This window comes from Yersinia similis, from assembly GCF_001053095.1.
GTDB lineage: Bacteria > Pseudomonadota > Gammaproteobacteria > Enterobacterales > Enterobacteriaceae > Yersinia > Yersinia similis.
Genome location: NZ_CGBP01000014.1, coordinates 75020 through 87945, shown reverse-complemented (window position 1 = coordinate 87945; position 12926 = coordinate 75020). Strand labels below are relative to the sequence as shown.

Genomic DNA, 12926 nt, shown 5'->3' with positions numbered 1-12926 from the left:
ATTCGGCAGCACGTTAAATTTTACACGGATTATATATGCAGTCTGTACCCTCTATTTTTGTGAGTATTGCAAGTTATCGGGATCCTGAGTTGATCCCCACATTGCATGACATGATAAATACCGCAGAGCGCCCCGAAAATCTTAATATTGCGATATTTTGGCAAAATGATAATGACATTAATACCTTCTTAAATCAGGGAATGCAGTTGATTGAGAGCAAAACTCATCAGGGCTATCCACTGTACCAATTGGAATATAACCGGGCGCGGGTGTGGGTACTAAGTGTACATTACTATGAAAGCAGAGGGGCATGCTGGGCCAGGCATATGGCAGAGACATTGTTCCAAGATGAAGCCTTCTTTTTGCAGATCGATTCTCACTGTCGTTTCATTCCCCACTGGGATCACGAAATGATCGCGATGTTGGATAGCCTGCGCACCGAAAGCCCTAAACCTATCCTCTCCAGCTACCCTCCGGCGTATGAACCCGGCGAGAATGAGATTCGGAAAGATTATGTCAGCCGCATGATATTTAATCTCTTTACGCAGGAAGGTATCGTGCAAATGCTATCAACCACCATCACCGAAACGGCCCCCGTGCGTTGCGGCTATCTGGCGGGTGGGTTTATTTTCAGTGACGGTAGTTTTGCCAGAGAGGTACCCAACGATCCCAATATCTTCTTTATTGGCGAAGAAATTGCCATGGCGGCGCGAGCCTTTACCCATGGCTACGACATTTACGCCCCACACGAAATTCTGCTCTGGCATTTCTATACCCGTGCGAAGCACAGTAAGGTTTGGTCAGATCATAATAATGAAGCCAAAGAAACGGGCGCGGTGGATATGGCCTGGTGGGAGCGCGATAAAATTGCTAAAGACCGGGTTTGTACCCTGTTAGGTGGCGATAAAGATCACAGCGTACTCGCCCCCTATACCTTGGGTACCCAGCGTTCATTGCAGGAGTTCGAATACCGTCTGGGCATCAATATTAAAAACCGGGCTGTGCATCCTGATGCTGTGGGTGAAAAAAAAGTGAGCTTCTTCACTGACCTTCCCACATCCCATGAAGACTGGCTCCTCTCCCTGATTAGCGTGAATAAAAAAACGCTAAAAGTGGAAAAGAAAGAGGTGGACTTCACGCGCGAAGATGTGGAGTGGTGGCACATTGGCGTTTATAACCCGCAAAATGTCGCCGTTATGGTGGAAAAAGTTGACCCGCTGAATATGAGTAAAACGGTCACCACGGTTGACGAAGCTACCTTTGAGTTGAAACTGGCCTTTAATACCCAAACCAATCCGAATGCACAAACAATTAGAATATGTCCTTACATGCGAACGCAGGGTTGGGGAGATGTTGTGGAGAAACCCTGGTGAGCAGCACAGATATTTTTAAAAAGATTTTAAGTATTGATACCTTATTATCATTCGATGGTGTCATCCCTTCTTTATCCGAGTTTCAACTAAAGCTGGTCACGCTGATCGAACAGTTTGGCCGCGCGCTACAATCCGAGGGGCATAACGAAACTGAAGTTGATCGTTTATGTCATCAGATTTGTCACTCATTGGATAAACGTGCGGGAAGTGCAATTAAAGAGAACGGATTGAGTTGGGAAGGCTATTCATTAGTGCATTACTTCTACGGCTACATCGCGCCTGTCCCTACCGAAAGCGAAAGTTTAGAAACGCTATTAAATAGCGAAGATGCCACAGTCAGTCAATTCGCACTCAAGATACTTGCCCTTTCGCAGAATTTACCGATCCGTGATGAGAAGTCATTGCAGTTACTATCGCGCTATAGCCATAGATCCTTGCGCCAAAATGTAATCGCCACTGATGATGATATCGCTCCAGAGGAGTGGCTGGATTCAGAGCTAAAAAGGGAAGAAACCCTTGAGGCAGAAAAAGCGCCTGAGGCCAATATATTGCCTCAGCAGCGCCGCTATTTGCGTCCTTTTTATCTGCAACTTGTCGCGCTGACAGTATTGCTCTCTGCGCTCTGGTTCTGGTGCTCTCGCTATTTAGGTGATCTGTCTTAAATGTTTAAGGTTAAATTGAATAAAACGCTCTCTCTATTATGGCTGGCTGCGGTCGGCACCCTATTGGTGAGCGTATATTTTAAGGAAAATGCGTTATGGAATAACGTTATTTTCATTACTTTTCTGGCGCTGATGGTTCTTGCCATCTGGAAACATTACGCCCTCAAACCTGAGCAACCCCAAGTGCTCACACCCGTTCCTCAGGAGACAGTGGAACCTGTAGAACAGGACAGTACGGTTATTTTAATTCTCGGTCCCTATGCTGAAAAATGGTTTAGCAACCCAGAGTCGCCAGACAGTACACGTTTTTCCAGCCATGCGGTCTGGATATTAATCACGAATCCTGCCGCACTGCAAAAACGCCTCACATATATTGCTGAACATCATCCATCAGCTCAGGTATTCACCTTTTTCCCTTTCTTGCCAGATGTCTATGAGAATGCAGCGGTGATGATGTCAAAACTCACTGTATGGCAGAACACTTTTTCAACGTTATCACTGCGATCCCCCCTCCCCTGTGTATTTGCTATTTATGCGCAGTTGAGTAATGAACGTCTTAGTCATAATTCTGATAACGCATACTGGACTGGAAATATTAATCTTGCGAACCAGAAACCTATCGAAATTACGCAGGCCCTACAGTCACTAAGCCAAAAACTTGAGTTACAAGATATCAATCACTCAGGATTTGCAACTCAGCGTAATGTTATGGCCCATAATCTGTTTACCTGGTTGAATGAATCGGGGGTGACAAACCTTCTGCAATCTATTTTCGCTCGCACCCCCTTACGGCTAACAGACGTTATTTTGTCGGATAATGGCAAAGGGTTCATCAGGCATGGTGCCTGGTCAGCCTGGCTGGAGAAAAAATTTGGCATCATACCGAGCTTAGCCTCAACCTTGTCATTACCACCTTTCCCTACAGTGATCAATGACCAGAAACCAACAATGAAACCACGGGTGAAAACACCGGTGATAGAACCCGCCCCCGCATCCCACGGGTGGTTGTGGAGTGTATGCTTCGCCGCGGTGCTATTAGCCTTACATATGCTAAACACCCTGTGGCAAGAAAAAAACCGGCATGAGCAATTTAACCAACAGGTGGTGCCGTTGGACAATATCAACGATTTCTCTGCTCAGCACCTTGCACGCAGCATCACCCAGTTAACCGATGAAGGTAAAACATTAACCACATGCGTTAACACATTTGATGTCACGCGTTGGGGGCTGTCTCAATGTAAGACGTTATTAAGCCAAATCAACCGCCGGATTGAATCCTATGAAAACATTCCTGTTTTCAATTTTGCCCAAAAGCTACCTCTGTTTGACTCAAACAGTACCAAGCTGAAACTGAATTCACAAACCAATGAAATGATGATGGAGTTGTTATCACTGGTCGAACGGAATAAAGAGAAAAAAATCTTAATTGTTGGTCATTCTGATAACACAGGCAGTTCCTCCATGAACATGGCACTTTCCGAACAGCGCGCGCTGGCCCTTCGCGATTGGTTAATTAAACGCAGTGGTATCACTGTCGATAATTTTATTACCCGAGGAATGGGTGCTTCAGAACCGGTTGCGACGAATCACACGGAAGCAGGTCGAGAACAAAACAGACGCGTCGAAGTACTGATATTACCCACACAAGATAAAACGAAAATAACGGAGCCTAAACCTTTATGAATGCTATACCTTCAACCTACTCAATTTTTGAGGGCACATTTCTGACACCAGCCCCGGTGTTGGATCGATCGGTGAATATTTTAATGTTCAGAGATCCTGATAATCACGAATATAATATTATCATCAACCGCACTTTGCTGGAGGAAGAGGATACTTCTGAAACTTTTTGTGAAAAAGAGATGGACGCATTACGCAATAAACTGCCGGGTTTTCAGGTTGAAGGTAAGCTTCTCAAACACGAAATAGGTCCGGCTAAATTGCCAGTGGTACAGGTGGCTAATCACTATTTGCAAGATGGTAAAAAATTCCGTCAAGTCCAATCAATCATGCAGTTGCCCTATCACTCGCTGACGAATACCGATGGACGTAGTGTGCTGATTTTCACCCTGAATACTGATGGTGAGTTTACTGAATATCAACGAAAGCATTATGTGCAAATTATCAACAGTTTCAATCCCCATATTGCCGTTGCAAATTAATTCCTGAACGATATCACGTCATGCTAAATAACCCGACTTAGCATGACGTGGCCGTATTGGAAGAATATGTTAAGCATGCCCCTATCCGTAAATGACTCTTTCCTGTATTCAAAGAGTTACTGGCGCTACTGATACATTTTATCTGTATCACAGGAGGTAAGAATCACAAGGTATGGGTAATCATATAGGGGAGTATTTGACCGATATACCCAAAATAATTCGAGTGCAGGAAGGCAGCAAGTGATTCGGGTAAGTGAGCGTAGCCAACACACATGCAGCTTGCTGTATGACGGGTATAGCCGGTGCGTCACTATAATGATTTCAGTAGGGGAGACTCGCTAACAACGGATACAATCTACAGGCCATACCATTTTTGGCTACAGATGATAACAGCCAGTTTTTATCCTGGCTGAGAAGTGATTTGTCTTAAAGGCAAATAAAAACAGCGTCTTTATTACTGTAATTTCGCATTAATGATGCATACTTATAAAACTCTAACCTATTGAACATGCCTAACTTTCTGATGGCATTTCTGCGATGCGTCAATATCGTTTTTTCAGAGCGATCAAGTATTTTCGATATATCGGTCGTGCTATGCCCTTTCCCGGTGAGTTGCACAACTTTACTTTCAGTCATCGAAAGTTGTATATAGTTTTTCAAACCAATCCTTCTTTGCAGGTCACTTTTCATCATCATATTATAATTCAGGCGTGCAATATTCAGAATTTTCTTGATTTTGGATATGACATCATAAAGCCCTAACTGACTACTGTTAAATGGAATATTAACCGTCATCATAGGTTTATTATTATTGCTATCGCTTTTCTGTATCGAACTATTTTCTTGGTATATGTTAACAATCACCATGAGATCTTTGAATATCACATTCGCGTTGTTTGAAGCTCTTTTTTCATCAGAGGAGACAACAGAGTAATCCATATTATCCTCTTTTGTAAGAACTTTCTTGAGCAGAGAGAGTAACCCGAACTCATAGAAAGCATTACGGGTTTTAATCGCTACACTGAACATATTTTCACGTTCCTTATTTTTATTCACTATTTTCCGGACACTTATCCTTGAGCGAAGCTCACACAGAGATGAACGCTGTGGTTGAAAAATGACACTAGAATAATTAATAGCATTTTATCTTTTTAATTATCACTCGGTTGCTGAGTAAAAAAAAACAGACAGAAGTGTGATAAATAAAAAGTGAAAACTGAAAACTGAAAAAAGAGTAAATTTCATTCAAATAGTGACACATAAAGTCGATGGATATGTTTGAGGACATGATGACCTTACAACGCTCACATCTCATTTATCAGCATACCAATTCACTATCAATACAAAATAAAAAACATAACTTAACCTCCGCGATATCAATCCCGCTCAGTCAATGTTTAAGTGGCTTGATTAAACAGTAACAAGGGATAGATGTATATGAGAATGCAGGCGAATATTTTGTGGGATTATTCTTACACGGGGTGTATGAGCTTTCACAATTATCACATAGAGCGTGAAACCGCGATTTGCGTCGCATGCTGTCTTAGAGGATTTTTTTATCCAACATTATGAATTTATAGTCAAAACAGCATCGTCTTTGCTTAGCCTGTTTCTGCGTAATGAAAAAATGACCATATAATACCATCAGAAATAATGCCCTCACGTCAGAAATCAACAGATTTTAATAATCATATGCCTATTTCCATAACCAAAATATCTAATCAGTTAACTCGGGTATTGAGACGTTACTTTTCAATACTGAAATTTTCCCGAGTGCCATCTTCATGCTTTTGTTGCTACTCAGCCCAACACTGCCGATATTTACCCTCTATTTCAACCGTAGAAATTTCGCTTACCAGATAACAAGTAAAATCATTTCAGTAAAAAACAATAACTAATGATTATGATTTTTTGTGTAAAAAAACCAGCTCGACAAACAGAGGTGAGAAAGGGTTAAAAACAAAAAACATGAGCCGGTCTTAATAACCGATACAAATTGATAAATTATTTCCCATAGATAATACAAAGCATGCTCTATAGAACACAGCTATTTAGTAAAACTAGCTGAAATTCAGAGTGTTTAGCTTGATTTATCATATAGGTGGTAAAATAACTATCAATTAGACCGTTCTATAATACAGGATCGACATTTCCCGCTACAACAGAGATTAAATCCTACGCGAAAATAGGATAAATAAATATAACTGTACGAATTTTCCGATAAAAATGACAATAAACAGGTAAGTAGTGTACTGCACAAATTAATTATAAAAATTCAACTCGACTTAAGTGTAGCCATGATTTTTAAAAGATAATAGTTGGCATTCTTAATTAAGAATATCAATGAAATTATCGTTCAAAGCGGGAATCAGAGATAATATAAATTATAATTCAAAAAAAAATAATATAAGCTTGTTTAAAATTTACAAGTAAAATAATTACATTATTAGTAATAACTTTAAGTATCAATCACCGCTCCTCCCTGCCCTTTGCTGCTGCGGTCATCAAATCGAGCTGGTTTAAATGAAGGCACTTTCAAATCGGGTTGGCTATAATGGTTATCTGATTCCTTTTACTTTGTATTAAGTGCATAACATGACTCAACAGCTTTCTGTAGCCGATGTTATTTATTACAACGGCATCATATACACGGCAGATGCGGATAACACGGTTTGCAGTGCCATCGCGATTGGCCAAGGCTATATTCTGGCCACTGGCGGTGATGAAATTAAGCAACAATTCACTTCACCAGAAACCCAGCTTATTGATCTAAATGGGCAATTTATGATGCCTGGTCTTATCGATAGCCATATGCACCCATTCTGGGGGGGCAAACAACTGATCGGCTGTAACCTGAACTATGCCGCCCTGAGTGTCGAACAAACGCTGGATATTATCCAAAAGCACCTCGATAACGACCCTTTTAACGGTGAAAATGATTGGCTGACCGTCCGTGCCTGGCAACGTCAGGCAATGATCCCGGTCGGTGCAGATATGAGCCGTGCTGCACTCGATTCACTGAATACTCGTCGCCCGGTGGCGTTGTTCTCCAACGATTGTCACACGCTGGCGGCCAACAGCCGTGCGTTGGAATTGCTCGGCATTGATGAGAACACCCCGGTCCCACCAGACGGAAAAATCGCCCGTGATGAGCACGGGAAACTGACAGGTATTTTGGAGGATGCCCCCGCGATGCGTGCCTTCGACAGCATCCCAGCGGCCACACCAGAAAAAAATGTGCAGATTGCCGCCCATGTCCAACAAGTCCTGAATGCGCAGGGCGTCACAACGGTGATGGATACTCGTGTCTTTGCTGAACAGTTATTGGCCTTCAAAAAACTGCATGAGCGTAATGAACTGACGCTACGCGTGTTAGGCGCTAAAGAAGTGACACCAGATAGCCTGCGTGGGCCAGAAGATGCAGCACGCGTGGTGCAAGAAGTGGTTGAATTTGGCCGTCAATGGGGCAGTAAAGCGTGGACGCCCGCACCGGGTTTCGCCGTTGACCATCTAAAACTGTTTATTGACGGGGTATTACAGCCGCCCACCATGACAGCCGCATTGCTGGAGCCTTACCGTGCCAACCATGGATCGCCACAGCAACCCAATTGGCAACATACTGACCATTATGGCGATCTCTATTTTACCGCCCCTGTGGTTAATGCGGTTATATTGGAATGTGCTCGCGCGGGTCTCCATCCGCATACCCATACTGTGGGCGATAGTGCTATCGAAATGGTGCTGGATGCCGTGGAGCAGATGCGTGCTGCACTGCCAGGGAAAGATATTCGCCCTGGGTTGGCGCACAATGAATTGGTGGCCGCACATCAATATAAACGCTTTGCCGAACTTGGCGCGACCGCTGTGCTCTCTTTCCAATGGGGGGGGTTGCCTGGGGTATTGATTGATGAAGAACGGGAAATGCTAGGTGAAACACGCTTCCAACATATGGAACCCGCGGCCCGCTTCCTGGATGCTGGCGCACGCATTGCCTATGGCAGCGACTGGCCGATTGACCGTTTGGATGAATGGTACAACCTGCAAGTCGGTATGACCCGGCGCGCATGGGATCTCGAAGGCAATCCCGCAGGCCCTCGCTTGGATAATGACCGGAACCTGACGTTGATTGAAACACTGCGTTCAGCAACTATAGATGCCGCCTATATGATTGCTAAAGAGCATTATATCGGCTCTCTGGAAGCTGGAAAATTTGCTGATATCATCATTTTGAAAAACAATCTGTTTGAACAATCGCCAGAAACGATTTATCAGACACAAGTGGCCTACACGTTAGTGGGTGGCAAAGTGGTCTATCAGCTCGGGTAATGGCAGTAGAGGACACTATTTTTTAGTGTTCTAAGGTGAACGACGGCCTGCCCGCAGCAGAGAAGTTAGGGAGACCGTAAACACGTATCTTCCTTTTGTAAAAAAGCGTCCGTGTAGGTTCTAGCCACACCTTCAGTGGCATGGGCGCTTTACTTTTCTACCCTTTACTCTTTTGCCTATATTCACCGCTCAAGATCATGTTAATGGGGGATTATCGGCAACCTGCCAGTATTTTTTACTGCCTTCTTTATTTCTGCCACAAAAAACGTAATTCGTTTTAAATATTATTTAGCCTTTTATTTCTGACTAATCAGATAATTTTTAACTGTAATTTAACACGTAAAAAACTTTATTCTTTTCAGCTAAAAAGCCGAAGTTAATTACTCACTTTCCAACCTGTCATCCTTGTGTCAGAATCCGCTCCTTTATATTGGTATACCCTAAATCATTCGAGTGCAGGAAGACGACAATGATTTTGGATATAACCGCATAGAATGCGGCTTAACGGTGCTTGTCACACCAGGAGATGATACGGTAATGCCACAAAATACTCAGTTACGTAGAGTGCTTAAAACCCCCGCGCTGGTCGCTTTCGGACTTGCCTATATGGTGCCATTGGGTGTATTCACCACCTATGGTCAGGTAACCGTGTTAAGTCAGGGACATTTACCCATTGCCTATTTGGTGACTGTCGCCACTATTTTATTTACCGCCCTCAGTTATTGCCGGATGACTAACGCTATGCCGTTATCTGGCTCAGCCTATTCTTACGTTCAACGAAGTTTTGGTGGAAAAACCGGTTTTCTGGTTGGCTGGGCACAAATTTTGGATTACCTGTTCCTGCCGATCCTGAATTATTTGGTTTTAGGCATTTTCCTGCATGAGGCATTTCCGTCTATTCCTGCCCCGGTATTTATCATTGCATCAATTGTCAGCGTCAGCTTGCTGAATATACTCGGTGTACGTTTGTTGACCTCAGTGAATTTCACCCTGATTGCGGCCCAGATGATCTTTATCGTCTTATTTATTACGCTGTCTTTCAGTCAGGCCGATTTAAGCCCAGAAGCATTGATGAAGCCGCTACTGGTGAATGCTGGAGACTTATCTGGCCTGCTGTCGGGCGCTGCGGTACTCTGCCTCGCCTTCCTCGGTTTTGATGCTATCGCCACCATGGCAGAAGAAGCACACGACGCAAAACGGACCCTGCCACGAGCGATCCTGTTTACTGTTATCAGCGCCGGAGCCATCTTCATCGCGGTGTCCTATGCCGCGCATTTGGCTTATCCCGATTGGCCGTCGCTCATTCCCCACCAAGACACTGCCAGCCTGATTATCTCGGAGCATGTCGGCGGCAAGTGGATGTATAACTTCTTTATGGCTACCTATCTGACGGGGGTTTATGCGTCAGCGATGACCGCGCAAACCAGCGTTTCGCGTATCTTCTATGCAATGGGTCGCGAAGGCGTGTTACCACGTAAAGTGTTTTTCCATCTGCATACTAAATTCCACACACCGTGGCGTGCCATTTTGTTCGTAGCAACAATTTCGCTACTGGCATTATTCCTCGATCTGAATTTAGTGGTGTCAATGATAAGTTTTGGTGCGCTGGGGGCTTTCACCTTCGTTAACCTGAGTGTTATCAAGCATTTTCTGATCAACGAGAAACGCCGTGGAACTGCAGCAATGTTCAGATATGGGCTATTACCGTTACTGGGGTTTGTTATGTCAGTATGGTTATGGCTTCATTTAGAACAGCGAGCGCTGGAGGTTGGTTTACTGTGGTTATTGGCCGGGTTTATCTACCTGCTATGGCTGACACGCGGTTGGCGGCGCTCCCCACCATCAGTCCATCCTGATGATATTTCACATCTGATGGAATAATAAATATCGTCAATAAAAGAGGGCGGCATAACCCTAATGCAGCCCTCTTTTTCATGCTATTGGGTAATCATTGACTCCCCTTTGCGCGCTCTGCCCACGGCCTCCCCTAACTGCCATACCGCCATCGCATAATGGGTACTGTGGTTATAGCGGGTAATCGTGTAGAAGTTGGGCAAACCGTACCAATATTGATAACCAGTACCCACATCAAAGCGCAGCAAACTGGCCTCCTGATAATCGCCTAACGACCCTTTGGGGCTAAGCCCTGCTGCCGATAAAGTCGAGATTGGATAACGGGTCTTAAATCCATTTTCGAGATTTGGAGCCTGTCCATTGGCAGGTACAGCTACCGGCGCACCTTTCGTCCAACCGTGGGATTTGAAGTAATTGGCAACACTGCCGATAGCATCAATGGGATCCCATAAGTTGATGTGACCGTTGCCATCAAAATCAACCGCATAGCGCTTAAATGATGATGGCATAAATTGGCCATAGCCCATCGCCCCCGCATAGGAACCCCGTAGACTGAGTGGGTCTTTCCCCTCGGCACGCGCCATCAATAAGAAGGTTTCCAACTCACCCGTAAAGAATTTTGCACGCCGTGGGTAAGCAAAAGACAGCGTCGCCAAGGCATCGATAATTCGGGTTTTCCCCATCACCCGGCCCCAACGCGTTTCAACCCCGATGATCCCGACGATAATTTCCGGCGGCACACCGTACACCTCCCAGGCACGTTGCAACGCACCTTCATATTGATTCCAGAAAACCACCCCATTCTGCACATTATCAGGAGTAATAAATTTATTGCGATAGCGATTCCAGGCACCGTTTGGTCCTGAGGGGGGCCGGGACGTCGGCGCTTGCTTATCCATCAAGCGAATCACCCAGTCCAATCGTTGGGTCTGAGCCAATACATCGTGCAGTTGCTGGCGATCAAAACCGTGCTCACGCACCATTTTGTCAACAAAACGCGTGGTATCTGGGTTAAAGGCAAAATCACCGTTTTGCAACTGGCCCGCATGTTCCGGCTCAAGCCAAAAACCCCCCTGAACAGGACTATCTGACGGAGTTGCAGCAACAGGAGGCGTCGGCTGGCTACTACAAGCTGAGAGCAACGTAAACAAAGGGAGAATGACAGCCAAATAACGCATTGAATACCTATAAACCATACAAATAAGTGATAGCTATGGTAAGCCATTGTCTGTTGTGAACAAACAGGAAAATGCCGTTAAAGCCGGTGATCTTCAGATAATGAAAGCTAAATATTACTTTCCAATGGTTGACGCAATACAGGGGGGTTTACAACCATATATGGTCTCATAATATTTATCAGAATAAACATATTAGATTCAATAATGAAATATTCAGATAACAATGATAATCATTTTTATTACCATAATCCGTTTCTTTCTATACAATCATTTTGCACTTGCCTGGCAACTTCGTTTTCTTCCCTGACCTTTTAAAAGGATCGCTATATGAAAATACCTATACCCTCTATCAGCCATGTTGCTTTACTGGCGTCTGCAATCCTGTTTGCATGCTCTGCCAATGCCGCCTCAGATAAAGATGGCATTATCATCTACAATGCTCAGCATGAAAGTTTTGCAAAATCTTGGGCTGAAGGTTTTACCAAAGATACCGGTATCAAAGTCACGCTACGTAATGGTAAAGACAGTGAATTGGGCAATCAATTAATTCAAGAGGGCAGTTCATCGCCTGCCGATGTTTTCCTGACCGAGAACTCCCCAGCCATGGTGTTAGTTGATAATGCCAAATTGTTCGCTCCTCTGGATGCTGCAACGCAAGCACAAGTCGCTAAAGAATACCGGCCTGAAGATGGGCGCTGGACCGGTATTGCAGCTCGCAGCACCGTATTTGTTTACAATCCGGCAAAAATCAGCGAGGCAGAACTGCCTAAATCCCTAATGGATCTGGCGAAACCAGAGTGGAAAGGCCGCTGGGGAGCTTCACCATCTGGTGCTGACTTCCAGGCGATTGTCAGTGCCATGCTTGAGCTAAAAGGTGAAAAAGCCACCTTAGAGTGGTTAAAAGCCATGAAAACTAACGCGACAGCGTATAAAGGCAACAGCACAGTGATGAAAGCTGTGAACGCAGGCCAAATTGATGGCGGCGTTATTTATCATTACTATCCCTTTGTTGATCAAGCTAAAACTGGTGAGAACAGCGGTAATATTAAACTGCATTACTTTAAAAATAAGGATCCCGGTGCATTCGTCAGTATCTCTGGTGCAGGGGTATTAGCCTCCAGTAAACATCCGCAACAAGCCCAGAAATTCGTAAAATGGGTCACCGGTAAAGCGGGGCAGGATTTCTTGCGCGATAGCAATAGCGCCTTTGAATATGCGGTTGGCGTGAATGCAGCTTCCAATCCTAAATTGGTGCCACTGAAAGATTTGGATCCGCCGAAAGTAGAGGTGTCTAAACTGAACAGCAAAAAAGTGGTTGAGTTGATGACCGAAGCGGGTCTGCTGTAATCCGTTTTACTCTGCCCCCTGCGG

9 protein-coding genes are annotated in these 12926 nt (G+C 44.5%); 7 read left to right on the top strand and 2 right to left on the bottom strand.

The window, feature by feature from the left end; all coding sequences use genetic code 11:
- The first annotated feature begins 35 nt into the window (after positions 1–35).
- The 4 genes from AC971_RS12250 to AC971_RS12235 are packed head-to-tail and all read left to right on the top strand — an operon-like array spanning position 36 to position 4197.
- Positions 36–1373, top strand: a complete 1338-nt coding sequence (locus AC971_RS12250; RefSeq protein ID WP_025384391.1) for a GlcNAc-transferase family protein — start codon at positions 36–38, stop codon at positions 1371–1373.
- Complete coding sequence (locus AC971_RS12245; protein WP_025384392.1) at positions 1370–2035, top strand: hypothetical protein; 666 nt, start codon at positions 1370–1372, stop codon at positions 2033–2035. Before AC971_RS12250 ends, AC971_RS12245 begins: the two co-directional genes overlap by 4 nt.
- Positions 2036–3718, top strand: a complete 1683-nt coding sequence (locus tag AC971_RS12240; RefSeq protein ID WP_025384393.1) for an OmpA family protein — start codon at positions 2036–2038, stop codon at positions 3716–3718.
- Complete coding sequence (locus tag AC971_RS12235; RefSeq protein ID WP_025384394.1) at positions 3715–4197, top strand: DcrB-related protein; 483 nt, start codon at positions 3715–3717, stop codon at positions 4195–4197. Before AC971_RS12240 ends, AC971_RS12235 begins: the two co-directional genes overlap by 4 nt.
- 426 nt (positions 4198–4623) lie before the next feature.
- Here AC971_RS12235 and AC971_RS12230 read toward each other — a convergent pair whose 3' ends face one another.
- Complete coding sequence (locus AC971_RS12230; RefSeq protein ID WP_025384395.1) at positions 4624–5226, bottom strand: helix-turn-helix transcriptional regulator; 603 nt, start codon at positions 5224–5226, stop codon at positions 4624–4626.
- A gap of 1566 nt (positions 5227–6792) precedes the next feature.
- On the opposite strand from AC971_RS12230, the gene AC971_RS12225 reads away from it, so the two are divergent.
- Together AC971_RS12225 and AC971_RS12220 are read left to right on the top strand one after the other, a co-directional pair.
- Positions 6793–8523: an amidohydrolase gene (locus AC971_RS12225; RefSeq protein ID WP_048677653.1), complete on the top strand. Its 1731-nt coding sequence runs from the start codon at positions 6793–6795 to the stop codon at positions 8521–8523.
- A gap of 537 nt (positions 8524–9060) precedes the next feature.
- Entirely contained in the window at positions 9061–10404 is a 1344-nt protein-coding gene (locus AC971_RS12220; RefSeq protein ID WP_025384396.1) for an APC family permease, read from the top strand.
- Between the two features lie 56 nt (positions 10405–10460).
- On the opposite strand, the gene mltB is transcribed toward AC971_RS12220, so the two are convergent.
- Positions 10461–11555, bottom strand: coding sequence for a lytic murein transglycosylase B (mltB, locus tag AC971_RS12215; protein WP_025384397.1), 1095 nt, complete (start codon positions 11553–11555; stop codon positions 10461–10463).
- Between the two features lie 327 nt (positions 11556–11882).
- Here mltB and AC971_RS12210 point away from each other — a divergent pair, with 327 nt between their 5' ends.
- The gene (locus AC971_RS12210) at positions 11883–12902 is read left to right on the top strand and encodes an iron ABC transporter substrate-binding protein (protein ID WP_025384398.1); all 1020 of its coding nucleotides are present in this window, start codon (positions 11883–11885) and stop codon (positions 12900–12902) included.
- Positions 12903–12926: the final 24 nt, after the last annotated feature.

What these genes read in the sequence shown, in the direction of transcription:
- AC971_RS12220 (WP_025384396.1), top strand. Translation starts at nt 9,061, where the DNA reads ATGCCACAAAATACTCAGTTACGTAGAGTGCTTAAAACCCCCGCGCTG.
- AC971_RS12235 (WP_025384394.1), top strand. Translation starts at nt 3,715, where the DNA reads ATGAATGCTATACCTTCAACCTACTCAATTTTTGAGGGCACATTTCTG.
- AC971_RS12210 (WP_025384398.1), top strand. Translation starts at nt 11,883, where the DNA reads ATGAAAATACCTATACCCTCTATCAGCCATGTTGCTTTACTGGCGTCT.
- mltB (WP_025384397.1), bottom strand. Translation starts at nt 11,555, where the DNA reads ATGCGTTATTTGGCTGTCATTCTCCCTTTGTTTACGTTGCTCTCAGCT.
- AC971_RS12230 (WP_025384395.1), bottom strand. Translation starts at nt 5,226, where the DNA reads ATGTTCAGTGTAGCGATTAAAACCCGTAATGCTTTCTATGAGTTCGGG.
- AC971_RS12240 (WP_025384393.1), top strand. Translation starts at nt 2,036, where the DNA reads ATGTTTAAGGTTAAATTGAATAAAACGCTCTCTCTATTATGGCTGGCT.
- AC971_RS12250 (WP_025384391.1), top strand. Translation starts at nt 36, where the DNA reads ATGCAGTCTGTACCCTCTATTTTTGTGAGTATTGCAAGTTATCGGGAT.
- AC971_RS12225 (WP_048677653.1), top strand. Translation starts at nt 6,793, where the DNA reads ATGACTCAACAGCTTTCTGTAGCCGATGTTATTTATTACAACGGCATC.